We start from the raw sequence: 15,208 nt of genomic DNA on the forward strand, positions 1-15,208 counted from the left end.
AGAGGATAAGACATGACCCTGCGCCGCCTGTTGCTGGCCGCATCCGGCCTGATGGCCCTGACCCAGCCGGTGCTGGCCGCCGATGGTCCGGGCGCGGCCCAGGCCGATCGCGCCACGGCCCATCCCGCGCAATGGCCCGCCGCGCACAGCCCGGCCGCGATCACCGATCCGGCGACAGAGGCGCAGATCACCGCGCTCATGGCGCGGATGACGCTGGCGCAAAAGGTTGGCCAGATGATCCAGGCCGATATCAGCGCGATCACCCCGGCCGATCTGCAGCGCTATCCGCTCGGCTCGATCCTCGCCGGCGGCAACAGCGGGCCTTATGGCAACGAGCGTGCGGGCGGGGCAGACTGGGCGCGCCTGGTGGGCGAATATCGCGCCGCGTCGGCCAAGTCCGGGGCGGGCATCCCGATCATCTTTGGCGTCGATGCCGTCCATGGGCACAGCAATCTGCCCGGCGCCACGATCTTTCCACACAACATCGGCCTGGGCGCGATGCACGATCCTGCCCTGGTGCAGAAGATCGGCGCCGCCACCGCCGCCGAAATTGCCGCCACCGGCATCGAATGGACCTTTGCCCCCACGCTCGCCGTGCCACAGGATCTGCGTTGGGGCCGCAGCTATGAAGGCTATGCCGCCGATCCCGCCCTGGTTGCGGCCTATGCCCGCGCCATGGTGCTGGGCCTGCAAGGCCCGCTGCACGCCGGGCAGGCGGTGGACGCCACCCACGTGGCGGCCACGGCCAAGCACTTCCTCGCCGATGGCGGCACGTTCGAGGGCAAGGACCAGGGCGATGCGCGGATCACCGAGGCGCAACTGGTGGCCACCCATGCCCAGGGCTATCCCGCCGCGATCGATGCCGGCGCGCTCACCGTCATGGCCAGTTTTTCCAGCTGGAACGGGGTGAAGAACCACGGCAACCGCTCGCTGCTGACCGACGTGCTCAAGGGCCGCATGGGCTTTGGCGGGTTCGTGGTCGGCGATTGGAACGGCCATGGCCAGGTTGAAGGCTGCACGGTCACGGCCTGCGCGGCCAGCTTCAACGCCGGGCTGGACATGGCGATGGCGCCCGACAGCTGGAAGGGCCTGTTCGACAGCACCCTGGCCCAGGCCCAGCAGGGCACGATTCCGGCTGCGCGCATCGATGATGCCGTGCGCCGCATCCTGCGCGTGAAATTCAAGCTCGGCCTGATGGGCCCGGCGCCGGTGGCGCGGGGCGATGCCGCCGGGCTGGGCGCCCCCGCGCATCTTGCCATCGCGCGCGAGGCAGTGGCCAAGTCCTTGGTGCTGCTCAAGAACAATGGCGGGTTGCTGCCGCTCAAGCCCGGCGCGCGGGTTCTGGTGGCAGGGCCGGGGGCAGACAGCATGGCGATGCAGGCCGGCGGCTGGACCATCACCTGGCAGGGCACCGATACCACGGCGGCTGATTTCCCGCATGGACAGACCATCGGCCGCGCCCTGGTCGATGCGCTGGGGCAGGCCGGTGGCCAGGCTACGCTGGCGCCCGATGGCCAGTTTACGCAAAAGCCCGACGTTGCCGTGGTCGTCTATGGCGAGGCGCCCTACGCCGAATTCCAGGGGGACGTGGCCAACCTCGCGTTCCGGCCGCGCAATGGCGAGGATGCCCTGATCGCCCGGCTCAAGGCGCAGGGCATTCCGGTGGTTTCGGTATTCCTGTCCGGTCGGCCGCTGTTTGCCGGGCCGCTGATCAACGCCTCTGACGCGTTTGTCGCGGCCTGGCTGCCGGGCACCCAGGGCGCCGGCGTGGCCGATGTGCTGGTCGCCGGGCGCGATGGCAAGCCGGCGCACGATTTTGCCGGCACGCTGCCATTTCCCTGGCCCGCCGATGCCCGTTCGCCAGTGACCAAGCCGCTGTTTCCGGCAGGCTTTGGCCTGACCTATGCCCATCCCGCGCCGCTGGGCCGGGTGAACGAAGATCCGCGCGTCGATCTTTCGGCCGCAGCCAGCGACAACCTGTGGTTCAACCGCGGGCAGGCGCCATCGCCCTGGCACCTCGGCCTCGACAATGCCGTGACCTCGCGCTCGATTGATCTGACGGCGCAGGAAGACGCGCGCCAGTTCACCTGGGCCGCGCCCGGTGCCCTGGTGATCGACGGTCCGCCGGTCGATCTCACCCGCCAGGCCGACGAAGGCTTTGAAGTTCGGCTCGATTGGCGAATCGATGCGCTGCCGGCCGGGCCGATCAAGGTTTCCGTTGGCACGGGCAGCCTGGATGTGGCATCGCTCCTGCGTCTTGCGCCGCAGGGGGCCGTCACCCAGACACGAATTCCGTTGCGCTGTTTTGCTCAGGCCGGGGCCGATCTCAAGAAGGTTGGAACGCCGCTTCGCATCACGGCGCCGCAGGGATTTGTCGTGACGCTCCGCAATGCGCGTGTCGAGGCAACTGGAAGCGTCGCTGCCTGTCCGACCCAAGGATAACGCAGCGTTAGGAGAGAAATCACAATGGCCCTTGCCCCCGATCTTGCTGCGGGCACCCATCCCGATGGCCCCGACGGAGCCGCCCATATCGATGCCCCGCAGCTGCAGGTCTTCGTCATTGGGCTGTTCTTCATCTTCGGCGGGATCACGTCGCTCAACGACGTGATCATTCCCAAGCTCAAGGAGCTTTTTACGCTGAACTACACCCAGGCCATGCTGGTGCAGTTCTGCTTCTTTACCGCCTATGCCGTGATCGGCATTCCCGGTGCCCGCCTGGTCAAGCGCATCGGCTATATGCGCGGCGCGGTGGTGGGCCTGCTCACGATGATGGCCGGCTGCCTGCTGTTCATCCCCGCCTCGCAAAGCGCCACCTATGGCGTGTTCCTGCTGGCGCTGTTCGTGCTGGCGAGCGGCGTGGTGGTGGTCCAGGTCGTGGCCAACCCGCTGATTTCGCTGCTCGGGCCCGCACGTACCGCGTCCAGCCGGTTGACCTTTGCGCAAGGCTTCAACTCGCTGGGCACCACGCTGTTTCCCTGGTTCGGCGCCGCGCTGATCCTGGGCAGCCTGGCCAAGGTTTCGGCCGCCGATCTCACCGGCCCGGCGCTCGATGCCTATCGCACGGCGGAAAGCGGTGCGATCGTGAAGGGCTACATCGGCCTGGCCGTCGCCCTTGCCGTGGTTGCTGCCGTGGTGTGGTCGTTCCGCAACCGCCTGCCTGCTGAAAAGCATGCCGAAAGCGCCGGCCTTGCCGGGCTCGACCTGCTCAAGCGTCCGCGCTTCGGCTTTGGCGCGCTGTGCATCTTCCTCTATGTCGGTGCCGAAGTCTCGATCGGCTCGCTGATCGTCAACTATCTGCGCCAGGCGCATGTCATGGGCCTGGAAGAAGCTGCCGCCGGCAAGCTGATCAGCGTGTACTGGGGCGGGGCGATGATCGGCCGCTTCATCGGCTCGGCCGTCCTGCGCAAGGTTTCGCCGGGCAAGGCGCTCGCCTGCAACGCTATCCTTGCCATCGCGTTGATAGCGCTGTCTACCCACACCAACGGCCTGCTTTCGGGCTACAGCCTGCTCGCCATCGGCCTGATGAACTCGATCATGTTCCCCACGATCTTCAGCCTCGCCTGCGAAAAGCTGGGATCGCGCGCGGCCGATGGTTCGGGCATCATCAACGTGGCGATCTTTGGTGGCGCGGTGCTGCCGCTGCTGACCGGCGGCGTTGCCGACGTGACGCACAGCCTAGCGCTGGCCCTGGTCATTCCGGCGGTCTGCTATGCCGTGATCGCCAGCTATGGCTGGTATGCGCGGCGCCCGGTGGCGTGATCGCGCCAGCCTGACAAACCTGCCAGTTGCATGCACTGCCAAGGGGCGCGACCATCAGGTCGTGCCCCTTTTTTGCACAACCGATGCGACCAAAAAGGCATTTGTGCCGCTACCGGCGCTGGGCCATGGTGCCCGCCAAACAGAAACACCGCGTTTAGATGCGGGAGCAGGAGCGCCCTTGATGTCTCAGGCTTTTGCCCTGACCGAAGACCAGCTTGCCATCCAGGACATGACACGCCGGTTTACCGCCGATGAGATTACCCCCCATGCCGCGCGCTGGGACGAAGAGCATATTTTCCCGCGCGAGGTGATCCGCGCCACCGGCGAACTGGGCCTGGGCGGCATCTATGTGTCCGAAGCCGGTGGCGGGGTGGGCCTGGGCCGCCTGGAAGCGGCCCTGGTGTTCGAGGCGATGTCCTATGGCTGCCCCACCACCGCCGCGTTCCTGTCGATCCACAACATGGCCGCCTGGATGCTCGACAGTTTCGGCCCCGACGCGCTCAAGGCCCAGCACCTGCCCGGCCTCTTGGCGATGGACAAGTTGGGCTCCTACTGCCTGACCGAGCCTGGCTCCGGGTCCGATGCCGCAGCGCTCGCTACCACGGCGCGGCGCGATGGTGATGACTATGTGATCAATGGAACGAAGCAGTTCATTTCCGGCGGCGGGGTGAACGATATCTACCTGATCATGGTGCGCACCGGCGAGGATGGCCCGCGCGGCATTTCCTGCGTGCTGGTGGAAAAGGACACGCCGGGCCTTTCCTTCGGCGCGCCCGAACGCAAGCTGGGCTGGAATGCTTCGCCCACCGCGCAGGTGATCCTGGAAAACGTGCGCGTGCCAGTCACCAACCGTTTGGGCGCGGAGGGCGAAGGCTTCCGCATCGCCATGGCCGGGCTCGACGGCGGGCGGCTGAACATCGGCGCCTGCTCGCTGGGCGGGGCGCAGCGCTGCCTGGATGAAGCCATCGCTTATGTGAAGGAACGCCGCCAGTTCGGCCGCGCCGTGGCCGAATTCCAGAATACCCAGTTCGTGCTGGCCGACATGGCCACCGAACTGGAGGCGGCGCGCGCGCTGCTCTATCTGGCCGCAACCAAGGTTACCGCCGGCGCGCCCGACAAGACGCGCTTTTCCGCCATGGCCAAGCGCTTTGCCACCGATACCGGCTCGGCCGTGGTCGATCGCGCGCTGCAGCTGTTCGGCGGCTATGGCTATCTGCGCGATTATCCGATCGAGCGGTTCTGGCGCGACCTGCGCGTGCACCGCATCCTGGAAGGAACCAACGAAGTCATGCGCCTGATCGTCGGCCGGGACCTGCTGCAATGACGCCTGATGTAATCGTGCGCCGTGACGGCGCGGCCGGCATCCTCTCACTCAACCGTCCGCGCGCCATCCATGCGCTGACCCTGCCGATGGTCAAGGCGATGACCGATGCCTTGCTCGCCTGGCAGGATGATCCGGCGATCACCGCCGTGATCATCGATCATGCCGCCGCCCCCGATGGCGATCCCAAGCTGTCGCGCGGGTTCTGCGCTGGGGGTGACATTGCCCTGCTGCGCGGCTCTGCGCTGGAAGATGGCGGCGCGGCGGGGCGTGATTTCTTCTTTCACGAATATCGCCTCAACCACCTGCTGTTCACCTATGCCAAACCGGTGGTGGCTTTCATGGACGGCATCACCATGGGCGGGGGCGTGGGCATCTCGCAGCCGGCGCGCTGGCGTGTGGCCACGGCCAAGACGCGGCTGGCCATGCCCGAAACCGGGATCGGCCTGTTTCCTGACGTCGGCGGTGGCTGGTATCTCTCGCGCCTGCAAGGGCGGCTGGGCCAATACCTGGCGCTGACCGGCGCGCGGCTCGATGGCGGGGAATGCCTGTGGGCCGGGCTTGCCACGCACTATCTGGACGAAAGCGCCCTAGCCAAGGCCAAGGCGCAGATCGCCGCTGGCGAGAGCGTTGGCGCCGCGCTCGATGCGCTGTCGGCCACGCCCGGGCCGGCGCCGATTGCGGCCCATGCCGACGATATCGCGCGCCATTTCATCCATGACGGCCTGGCTGACACGCTGGCTTCGCTGGCCCGCGATCCCGGCAGCTTTGCCCAGGCCACGCTGGCAACGCTCGCCACGCGGTCACCGTTCTCCTGCGCGGTCTCGCTGCGGCAGCTGGCCACCAGCCTGGCCCTGCCCGATTTTGCCGCGAACATGGCAATGGAATACCGCATCGGCGGGCGCATGATCGTGCGGCCCGATTTTGCCGAGGGCGTGCGCGCGGTGATCGTTGACAAGGACAATGCCCCGCGCTGGAACCCGGCCAGCGCCGCTGACGTGGCGCCCGCCGAACTCGACGCGATCTTTGCGCCCCTGCCGCATCAAGAGGAATGGACCCCGCTATGAGCTTTGAAACGATCTTGGTCGAAACCCAGGGGCCGGTGACGCTGATCACGCTCAACCGCCCGCAGGCCCTTAATGCGTTGAGCAGCCAGGTCCTGGCCGATCTGATCGCTGCCTTCGCCGCGTTCGAGGCTGATCCGGCCCAGCGCTGCGCGGTGCTGACCGGCAGCGGCGACAAGGCCTTTGCCGCCGGTGCCGATATCAAGGAAATGGCCGACAAGCCGGCAGCGGCTTTCTATGCCGAAGACTTTTTCGAAGGCTGGACGAGCAAGCTGGTCAAGGCCACCCGCAAGCCGTGGATCGCGGCAGTCAACGGCTTTGCCCTGGGCGGCGGTTGCGAACTGGCGATGATGGCCGATTTCATTATCGCGAGCGACAATGCCAAGTTCGGCCAGCCGGAAATCAAGCTGGGCGTGGCGCCGGGCATGGGCGGTTCGCAGCGCCTGGCGCGCGCCGTGGGCAAGGCCAAGGCGATGGACATGTGCCTGACCGGGCGCATGATGGACGCGGCCGAGGCCGAGCGCGGCGGCTTGGTCAGCCGCGTGGTGCCCCATGCCGATCTCATGACCGAAGCGCTCAAGACCGCGCAGGCGATTGCCGGCATGCCCCCGCTGGCGGCGATGATGAACAAGGAAATGGTCAACCTGGCGTTCGAAACCACGCTCGACCAGGGTCTTCTGGCCGAACGCCGCATGTTCCAGGTGCTCACCGCCACGCAGGACAAGGCCGAAGGCATGGCTGCCTTCGTGGAAAAGCGCCCCGCCAACTGGCAGGGCCGCTGAAACCTACACGAACATAACGGGAGAGGCTGCCATGGCGGCAATTGCATTCATTGGCCTGGGCAACATGGGCGGCGGCATGGCCGCCAACCTGGCAAAGGCCGGGCACGGCGTGCGCGCGTTCGATCTTTCGGCGCCGGCGCTGGCCGCCGCGCAGGACGCGGGCTGCACGCCCTGTTCCACCGTGGCCGATGCCGTGACCGGCGCCGATGTGGTGGTGACGATGCTGCCCAACGGGGCGATCGTGGGTGACGTGATCGAAAACCAGGTGATCGGCACGGCGCCAGGCGGCGCGCTGCTGATCGATTGCTCCACCATCGATGTCGCCACCGCGCGCCGCCTGGCCGAGGTGGCCAGCGCGGCGGGCCATCCCATCGTCGACGCGCCGGTTTCCGGTGGCATCGCGGCGGCGCGGGGCGGCACGCTGACTTTCATGGTCGGCGGCACCGACCAGGCCTTTGCCGCCGCGCAGCCGATCCTGGCGGCAATGGGCAAGGCGGTGATCCATGCGGGGGCGGACGGAGCAGGGCAGGCGGCCAAGATCTGCAACAACATGCTGCTGGGCGCGACCATGGTGGCGACGTGCGAAAGCTTCCGCCTGGCCGAGCGGCTGGGGCTGGACCTGCAGACCTTTTACGACATCGCGTCAAAGGCTTCGGGCCAGTCGTGGTCGATGACCAGCTATTGCCCGGTGCCCGGCGTTGGGCCGCAGACCCCGGCGGACAATGACTACCAGGGCGGCTTTGCCACGGCGCTGATGCTCAAGGACCTGCGCCTGGCGATGGGCGCAGCGCAGGAAGCCGGCGCGCCGGTGCCGATGGGGCACCTGGCGGAAAAGCTTTATGCCGCCTTTGCCGCCGATGGCCATGCTGACCGCGATTTTTCGGCGATCATCAAGACGCTTTGACTGGCGGCAAGGGGGCTTGATCGCCACCACCCCCAACCCCCTCCTCTAAAGAGGAGGGGGCTTTCAAATCAGCATCTTACTTCCCCCTCTTCTTCAGAGGAGGGGGTCGGGGGGTGGTGGAAGGCATGCCCAATCCCCGGATCAACCCGCCGGCAAGGTCACCTTGGCTTGTGGTGCATCGCGCAGGCGCAGATGCAGGGCGCCATCGGCCGGGCGGGGCACTTTCAGGCTCGATCCGGTAAAGCCGGGCTGCACTGTTGCCGCGCGGGTGAAATCGCCATCGGCGCCCACGGCATCAAGCAGGAACAGGTTGCGCCCGGTCAGCGTGCAGGGCAGCGAGCCGCCACTGTCGCAGGCAAAGCCGGTGATGCGCGGCAGGCGCGCCAGCGTGGCAAGCGGCTGCCATGCACCCAACTGGCCATCGGCCTTGACCAGGCGATAGCGCAGCGGGCCAAAGCTGGCCGCCGGCAGATCGCTGGCGCGCATCGTGGCGACCAGCACCGTGGGGTCGGTGGCCATCAGGCCCTTGGCCGTGGTCAGGCGCAACCCGCTCTGGCTGCCGGCCGGGGCCACCTCGATCGCATCGCCGCTGCCCAGCACGGTATTGGCGCCAGCGCGCACCGAGAAAACCAGCTCGGCGTCTTCGGGCAGCAGGTCGTCAGAGGCAAAGCGCAGGGGCCGCGTGCCGGGTGGCACGGGCGCGGCGTTGACCGTGCGACTGATCAGGTCGATGCGCGGCCGCGCGGGGCCGATCTTGATCGACACGGTCTGGGTGCGGCCATCGTCCAGCTTGATCTGTGCCTTGGCCGCCGTGCCGGCGTCACCGGCGCGGGTGTTGCCGCTCGTCGCCAGATGCAGGCGGTCGATCCGCCCGTCGCGCACCAGGCCATCGGGGCGGAACTCAACATCGCCCAGCGTCAGCGCCACCACCTGTTCCAGGCGCTGGCCGGTGATCATCGCCTCGCTGTCGCCCGCGCGGATATCGACCGAATCGATCCGGCTGCTTTCCGCCCGCGCGCGCAGCGTGACATTGGCGGGCGTGCCCAGGCTCTGCTGGTGAATGTCCAGGCGCACTTCGCCGGTTTCACCCTCGGCCAAGGGCACGGTGACGGCCAGGTGCGTGGCATCGATCGCGCGATAGGTCACGCTGCGGCCGGTGGCGCTGTTGCCGATGCGCAGGCTGACATCATCGACGCAGCCCGGTGCCGCGCCTTCCAGGATCACTTCGTTGTCGCGCCCGGCCACCAGTGGCCCGGTGGCATTGGCGGCGCGTGTCCAAGGCCCGCCATCGGGGCGCTGCACTACATAATCGGGCCCGTCGAACGTGTCGAAGCCCCAGCGGCCGTGCATGTGCATGGTCAGCGTGGCGCCGGGCGGCAGGCTATCGGCGACCACGGCATAGCCGCCAAGGTCTGCCCGCGGGGTCAGGGGATATTCGCGCGTCGATCCATCGGTGGCGGTCACTTTCACCGCCATGTCGTGGGCAAAGCCGGTGGCAAAGACCAGCGGCGCTCCTTCCACTGGTAGGACCAGGGCATTGCCCGGCGCGCAGATCGGGCCCTTGGTGGGATTGCGCAACTGCGGCGGGCTGTCTGCCCCGATCGCCGGCATGGCCATGACCATCACCGACTTGGGCTTGTTGAACGAGGGCGCGCTGTTGAGCTTGAGCGAGGCGGTCTCGCCCTTGAGTTCGGACAGCGTCGGCAGATAGTTGAACTGCGGGTTGCTGAACGCGCCGAACAGCTTGGCCAGATCACGCACCACGCCGATATAGGGGCTGTAGAGGCCGGCACCGCCCTGTTGCGTGGTGCTGAGCGAGAGCGCCAGCGTGGTCGGCGCGCCGGTCAGCGTGTCGGTCAGCGAATTGGTGTGGATGTCGCTGAGTACCAGGGTGTCGCGATCTTCCACCAGGCACGAGGCCTGCTGGTCTACCACCTTGGTCAGGCATTCCTCGTTCAGCTTGATCGACAGGCTGCGCGCCAGCGTCGGCGCCATGCGCTGCAGGTCTTCAGGGTGGGTGGCATTGTCGCCATTGATCGCGTTGATGAAGGCGATCAGGCGCGCATGATCGAGCGAGGCCTGGTTGAGATCCTGGCTGGCGCGCACGAACTCACCCGGCTTGCCGCGCACCGCATCCACCAGCGTGCCTTGCGCACCGCTGGTTTCCGGCACAATCAGCACCACCATCTGGCGCGCGCCCTTGGGCACGGTCAGGTTGAGCGAATGCTCGTTCGCCTTGTCCTTCCACGTGCGCGCCACGCCGATCCATTCGCGTGGCGGCGGGTTGGTGGCGCCGCGCAGGAACGCCGAAACCACCATCAGGTGCGCGCCCTGGTCCCCAGGCAGCGCGGCCGAAATGCGCAGGGTATCGCCTTCGGCCAGGCTGGGCACGCTGCTGATCGGCAGGTCCTGGCCATTGCGGGTGACCATCACCTTGATATCCGGCCCGATCAGCTCAAAGCGGGAATCGGCGGCCCTGGCGCCGTTCATCGGCACTGCAGCGGCCAAACCGGCCAGTGCCAGTGCCGAAGCGGCAGTGCGGAAACGAGAAAGGCCCGGTGCAAAGGATCTGGCAAACATCATCTGCGATTGTGTCCGCTGTGCCATGAAGGTCAAGGAATTATGGTCCGGTCCACTGCCCATCGCAGCGGATCTGCGCTGAACGGGGGATGAGCCAGGTTTCGGCCACCTGCTGGCCACGCCCGCCGCCGCCGGCGCCGGCCTGCCCGGCAAAGGCCAGCGCGAGGCGGCCCTGCCGCGTCAAGGCGGCGGGGATCGCCACTTCGACAAAGGCGGGATTGCTGGGGCGCTGCCGGGGCGGCAGGATCATCTGCCCGTTGGCATAGACCGCCATCGTCCGCCAGTAATCCTCGCCCGCCCAGGTTAAGCGCAGGCACCAGGCGCGCCCGCGCGGCAGGCGATAGGCCAGCCGCAGCGGATTTTCATAGAGCGTTTCGGCATAGGTCAGCGTGGCCAGCGGCCAGCCATCGGCCGGCAGGTGGTCGGCCACGCCCACGATGCTGCTGTGGCGGCCCTGCGGATCGGCCAGTTCGCCCCACCCGCGCAGCAGGTGCGGCTGCGCGCCGGGCATGCCCAGGTCATCATAGAGCGCGCCGTGGCGCCGGTCGGCGCGGTCGGCCAGGGCGATGAGTGCGGCCTGCCGCGCCGCTTCGCCGGGGGCGGCCATGGCACTGGCCAGGCGCGGCAGCAGCGCGGCGCGATCGGTCAGGTCGGCCATGGCGCGATCGAGGTTGGCGCCACGCTCCCAGTTGGAGGCGCCATAGCGCGGAACGCTCAATTGCATGCGCGCCTTGTCCCACAGCCGCGCTGCCAGGGCTTCGAGCTGGTGATAGAGCGCCAGGGTGGCGCGTGGTTCCGGCCGATCGAGCGCGGCGCGCGCGCGGGCCACGGCTTGCGCGCTGCCCGTGATGGCGGCCCGGGCCAGCGCCGCGCGGGCGGCGCGATCAGCCGCTTGCGCCGCGGCCCAGCGCCGGGCGACCAGCGCATCATAGACCGCGCGATAGCGATAGAGATCGATCCGCCAATCGGCCCATGGCGCCGGGTGCAGCGCGCGCGTGGCCCCCAGCGTGGCGGCAATGCCGGGGTTGCGTGCTGGATCGCCGCGCCAGTTCTGCTCCAGCGCCTGGGGCAGGGTGGCAAAGCGATCATCGCCGATGAAGCGGCGGGCATGGGCGAGGGCAATGGCACGCGTGCTGGCATGGGGGTTCCACGCCAGGGCCAGCCACTGCGCCAGGTTCCAATCGTCGTTCACCCCTTCGGAATAGGCGATGAACCCGCGCGTGCCGGGCGCCTGATCGGCAAAGGCGGCAGCCATCGCGCGCGGGCGCGGGTTCACCGGTTCGCGCCCTTCGGTCAGGGCAAAGGCCGGGTGCCAGCGTTGCAGCGGCAACTGCGCGTGCATGGCATGGGCGGTGTCGGGATAAAGTTCCAGCGGCACCACCCCGGCAAACAGCGCACGGTGAGCGGCAATCGGGCTGCGCGTCTGCGGCCCGACGAATACGGCGGACAGCCAGGGCGGGCGCTGGCGCACTTGCGCCACGAAGGCGTCAAACCCGGCAGCATCGAACCCTTGCGAGGATACCAGCATTTCAGCGGCCGGAAAGCGCGCGTGCAGCGGCGCAGCGAGCTGCCCCAGCACGGCAAACAGTGGCGCGGGCGCGGTATGGCCAGGGTCGCCGCCGGGGAAATAGACCGCATCCAGCGCGGGAAAATCCGCCACCAGCGCGGCAAAGTCGGCCTGTTCGGCCGTGACATCGCCCGGCCGCTTGTAATCGCGCAGCAGCGGATAATAGAGCGCCACCTGCAGGCCCAGGGCGTGGGCGGCCCGCGCCGTGGCCAGGATCGCCGTGCGGGCCGGCACCGGGGCGAGCGGGGATGCGGTGGCATCGTCGGAAACCGGCGCCACCAGTTGCACGCGGTTGGCACCCATCAGCGCCAGGTCTTCCACCTGCCGCGTCAGCATCGCCGGGGTCCAGGCGTCAAAGCTGTTGTTCTTGGCGCGAATACCGATCTGGTCACCGCGCACGGCCATGGCCGGGGCGCTGTGCACCGGCCCGGCCAGTGCGAGACGCGTCCCGTGCAGATGGCCCAGTACCCAGCCAGCGGCATAGGCCGCGCTGCGGGGCTGCCCTACGGCGATGGCGATGGTGCGGCCACGCCGCGCCAGGGCAAAGCCTTCGCCCAGCGCGGGCCTGGTGATGAACTGCAGGGTCAGCGGGCAGGCGGGCGCAGGATCGATCCCCCGCTCGCGCAGGCGCCGCGCCAGCAGGTCTGCCCCGGCGCGGGCCGGGGCATCGGCCTGGATGCAGGCGCCGGCAAGATCGGGCGCCGCCAGCGCCGCCGCCGGCCCAGCCATGGCCAGGGCCGGCGCCAGCAGAGGCCGCACCACGCGTGCCGGCAGCGGCATCAGGCCGAAGCCTGGGGCCGGTCTGCCGGAGCGCGGGCAAAGCTCTTGTCCGGCTCTGCCTGCATGTGGAACACCAATGTGCCGCCGGCGGCCAGTTCGGCATGGCGCAGCCATGACCGCGTCAACGGCTGGCCGTTCCATTCCACTTTGCCGTAATAAGGGCGATCCGGCCCCTGGCCGCGCGCCTCGATTAGCAGTTCGCGGCCCCCGCCCACGCGCACCCGCGCGCTGTCGAACAGCGGGCTGCCCAGCACATAGACCGCGCTGACCGGATCGACCGGATAGAAGCCGAGCGCCGAGAGGATGAACCACGCGCTCATCTGCCCGCAATCGTCGTTGCCGATGATGCCATCGGGCTTGGCGGTGTACATCGTCGTCAGCAGGCGGCGCACCAGGGCTTGCGTTTTCCAGTGCGCGCCGCACCAGGCATAGAGATAGGCCACGTGGTGCGAGGGTTCGTTGCCGTGGGCATATTGGCCGAGCATGCCCGAGATATCGGGCGGCGCGCCCTTGGGCAGGGTGGACGGCGCGGAAAACAGCGCGTCGAGCTTGGCTTCGAATGCGGCGTCGCCGCCCATCGCCGCCATCAGGCCGGGCACGTCATGCTGGTTGAGGAAGGTGGCCTGCCAGCCATTGCTTTCGGTATAGTCGCGCCACTTGGACGAATGGCCCAGCTGCACCGGGTCATAGGGGCTGGTCCAGGTGCCATCGGCCAGGCGCGGGCGAGCAAAGCCCACACTGGCATCAAACACGTTGCGCCAGTTGCTGCTGCGCTTTTTAAGGTGGGCGGCATCCTGCGTGGCACCGGCCGCGCGCGCGATCTTGGCGGCGGCGTAATCGTCATAGCTGTATTCCAGCGTGCGGCTGACGCTTTCAAACACCAGGTCTGCCGGCACATAGCCCAGCTGATCATAAAAAGGGATGCCCAGCGAATTGTCGAGCGTGGGCGTGGTGAAATCCAGCGCGCGGCGGCGGATGCCCGGCCAGGCGGCGGCATAATCGGCGGGGATGCCCTTGGCCATCGCCTCGGCCAGCACCGGCACGGCGTGCCAGCCGATCATGCAGCCGGTTTCCACGCCCTGCAGCGGCCAGACCGGCGGGCCATAGGGGCTTTGCTGCGTCTGGCGGATGAGATCGGCCATCATCACCGCGGCGTGATCGGGGCGGATCAGCGTCTGCAACGGGTGGAATGCGCGATAGGTATCCCACAGCGAATAGGCGCTATAGGCCGCCTCGCCTTTCGCCAGGGTGTGGACCTGGCGATCGAGCCCGATCGTGCGCCCGTCCACATCGCTCAGCAGCGTGGGGCCCAGCGCGGCATGGTATTGCGCGGTGGCCATGATGGTCTGCTGCGCGGGGGTGCCGCCGCGCACGGCGATGCGCGCCAGTTCGCCATCCCAGGCGGCCTGGGCGGCGCGGGCATAGGTGTCGAAATCGAAATGCGGCGCTTCGGCTGCCAGGTTGGCGCGGGCGCCGGCCACGTCCACCGCCGAAATGCCGGTGCGGATCACGATCGGCGCGCTGCCGGCATCGGGGAACCAGGCCACGGCCTTGAGCCGCTTGCCGCTGATGGCATGGGTGGCGCCTGCCACGGCGGCAGGGGCCGGGGCGTTGTCGTCGCCATAGAAATCGACGCGTGACGGCGCGCGCGAAAACTGCATCGCGAAAAAGATCTCGCGCCCCTTGGCCCAGCGCCACACCCGGCGCCGGCCCACCAGCGTGCCATCGGGCAGCCATTCCAGCGCAGCGGCATCGATCAGCGGCGGATAGTCGGAACTGTCGAGCACCAGGTGCGACAGGTCGATCAGCACATGGCCTTCGCCCGCTGGAAAGGCATGGCGCTGCACGCCGGTGCGCAAGGTGGCGGTCAGTTCGCTGGTGACGCCGTTTTCCAGCGCCACGCGGTAATAGCCGGGCCGCGCTTCTTCCTGGGTATAGCGCAGGCGATAGCCGGGCGCGGCAGGGTTCTGCTTGGCCGAATCGAGCGGGCCGGGATCGAGCCGCACCGGCCCACGCGCCGGCAGCACCAGCACGTCGAGCATGTCACCAATGCCGGTGCCCGACAGATGGGTGTGCGAAAAGCCCAGCAGCGAGGGATCGCCATGGTGATAGCCCGAACAGGTATCCCAGCGCGCGGTGTCGGTATCCGGGCTCACCTGCACCATGCCGAACGGCATGCTGGCGCCGGGGAAAGTGTGGCCATCGCCGCCCGTGCCGATGAACAGATCGGGCTGTCCTGCCGTGGTGCGCCCAGGGCTGCGGCGCGTGGCGGCCAGGGCTGGCGTTCCGGCGGCGGCGGCCAGGGCCATGTGGCAGGAGGCGCGAAGAAGACTGCGGCGGGCAAGTGCGATCATGGCTGGCTCCTGGCTGGGCGGTGCCGTCTGGACATGACAACGCCTGCCGGAGCGGTGCATCCGGCAGGCATTGCGGTTGGCGCATGGCAAGGGAGGA

Annotated in this window: 9 protein-coding genes; 6 read left to right on the plus strand and 3 right to left on the minus strand. The window is 68.2% G+C overall.

Features of this window, described 5'->3' with window-relative positions:
• The first annotated feature begins 12 nt into the window (after nucleotides 1-12).
• From ABIC78_RS15820 to mmsB, 6 genes are all read left to right on the plus strand, one after another.
• Nucleotides 13-2,442, plus strand: coding sequence for a glycoside hydrolase family 3 protein (locus ABIC78_RS15820; RefSeq protein ID WP_171792841.1), 2,430 nt, complete (start codon nucleotides 13-15; stop codon nucleotides 2,440-2,442).
• Between the two features lie 24 nt (nucleotides 2,443-2,466).
• Nucleotides 2,467-3,759: a sugar MFS transporter gene (locus ABIC78_RS15825; protein WP_022674925.1), complete on the plus strand. Its 1,293-nt coding sequence runs from the start codon at nucleotides 2,467-2,469 to the stop codon at nucleotides 3,757-3,759.
• A 181-nt stretch (nucleotides 3,760-3,940) separates the two neighbouring features.
• Nucleotides 3,941-5,083 carry an acyl-CoA dehydrogenase family protein gene (locus ABIC78_RS15830; RefSeq protein WP_354490709.1) on the plus strand — a complete coding sequence of 381 codons (1,143 nt, stop codon included), beginning with the start codon at nucleotides 3,941-3,943 and terminating at the stop codon, nucleotides 5,081-5,083.
• On the plus strand, nucleotides 5,080-6,147 hold the full coding sequence (locus ABIC78_RS15835) for an enoyl-CoA hydratase/isomerase family protein (protein ID WP_354490711.1): 1,068 nt from the start codon (nucleotides 5,080-5,082) through the stop codon (nucleotides 6,145-6,147). The genes ABIC78_RS15830 and ABIC78_RS15835 overlap by 4 nt, the downstream gene beginning before the upstream one ends.
• Nucleotides 6,144-6,926 carry an enoyl-CoA hydratase-related protein gene (locus ABIC78_RS15840; protein WP_354490713.1) on the plus strand — a complete coding sequence of 261 codons (783 nt, stop codon included), beginning with the start codon at nucleotides 6,144-6,146 and terminating at the stop codon, nucleotides 6,924-6,926. The genes ABIC78_RS15835 and ABIC78_RS15840 overlap by 4 nt, the downstream gene beginning before the upstream one ends.
• A 31-nt stretch (nucleotides 6,927-6,957) precedes the next feature.
• Nucleotides 6,958-7,830 (plus strand): 3-hydroxyisobutyrate dehydrogenase, encoded by an 873-nt coding sequence (gene mmsB, locus ABIC78_RS15845; RefSeq protein ID WP_354490715.1) that lies wholly within the window; start codon nucleotides 6,958-6,960, stop codon nucleotides 7,828-7,830.
• A gap of 141 nt (nucleotides 7,831-7,971) precedes the next feature.
• Here mmsB and ABIC78_RS15850 read toward each other — a convergent pair whose 3' ends face one another.
• The 3 genes from ABIC78_RS15850 to ABIC78_RS15860 are packed head-to-tail and all read right to left on the minus strand — an operon-like array spanning nucleotide 7,972 to nucleotide 15,111.
• Nucleotides 7,972-10,413 carry a hypothetical protein gene (locus ABIC78_RS15850; protein ID WP_354490717.1) on the minus strand — a complete coding sequence of 814 codons (2,442 nt, stop codon included), beginning with the start codon at nucleotides 10,411-10,413 and terminating at the stop codon, nucleotides 7,972-7,974.
• 37 nt (nucleotides 10,414-10,450) lie between these two features.
• Nucleotides 10,451-12,757, minus strand: a complete 2,307-nt coding sequence (locus tag ABIC78_RS15855; RefSeq protein WP_354490719.1) for a hypothetical protein — start codon at nucleotides 12,755-12,757, stop codon at nucleotides 10,451-10,453.
• Nucleotides 12,757-15,111, minus strand: coding sequence for a GH92 family glycosyl hydrolase (locus tag ABIC78_RS15860; RefSeq protein ID WP_354490721.1), 2,355 nt, complete (start codon nucleotides 15,109-15,111; stop codon nucleotides 12,757-12,759). The genes ABIC78_RS15855 and ABIC78_RS15860 overlap by 1 nt, the downstream gene beginning before the upstream one ends.
• Nucleotides 15,112-15,208 lie beyond the last annotated feature (97 nt).

The sequence above is a fragment of the Novosphingobium sp. 1529 genome, assembly GCF_040544855.1.
In the GTDB taxonomy this organism is placed as follows: Bacteria; Pseudomonadota; Alphaproteobacteria; order Sphingomonadales; family Sphingomonadaceae; genus Novosphingobium; species Novosphingobium capsulatum.

What these genes read in the sequence shown, in the direction of transcription:
- ABIC78_RS15835 (WP_354490711.1), top strand. Translation starts at nt 5,080, where the DNA reads ATGACGCCTGATGTAATCGTGCGCCGTGACGGCGCGGCCGGCATCCTC.
- ABIC78_RS15850 (WP_354490717.1), bottom strand. Translation starts at nt 10,413, where the DNA reads ATGATGTTTGCCAGATCCTTTGCACCGGGCCTTTCTCGTTTCCGCACT.
- ABIC78_RS15825 (WP_022674925.1), top strand. Translation starts at nt 2,467, where the DNA reads ATGGCCCTTGCCCCCGATCTTGCTGCGGGCACCCATCCCGATGGCCCC.
- mmsB (WP_354490715.1), top strand. Translation starts at nt 6,958, where the DNA reads ATGGCGGCAATTGCATTCATTGGCCTGGGCAACATGGGCGGCGGCATG.
- ABIC78_RS15860 (WP_354490721.1), bottom strand. Translation starts at nt 15,111, where the DNA reads ATGATCGCACTTGCCCGCCGCAGTCTTCTTCGCGCCTCCTGCCACATG.
- ABIC78_RS15855 (WP_354490719.1), bottom strand. Translation starts at nt 12,757, where the DNA reads ATGCCGCTGCCGGCACGCGTGGTGCGGCCTCTGCTGGCGCCGGCCCTG.
- ABIC78_RS15840 (WP_354490713.1), top strand. Translation starts at nt 6,144, where the DNA reads ATGAGCTTTGAAACGATCTTGGTCGAAACCCAGGGGCCGGTGACGCTG.
- ABIC78_RS15830 (WP_354490709.1), top strand. Translation starts at nt 3,941, where the DNA reads ATGTCTCAGGCTTTTGCCCTGACCGAAGACCAGCTTGCCATCCAGGAC.
- ABIC78_RS15820 (WP_171792841.1), top strand. Translation starts at nt 13, where the DNA reads ATGACCCTGCGCCGCCTGTTGCTGGCCGCATCCGGCCTGATGGCCCTG.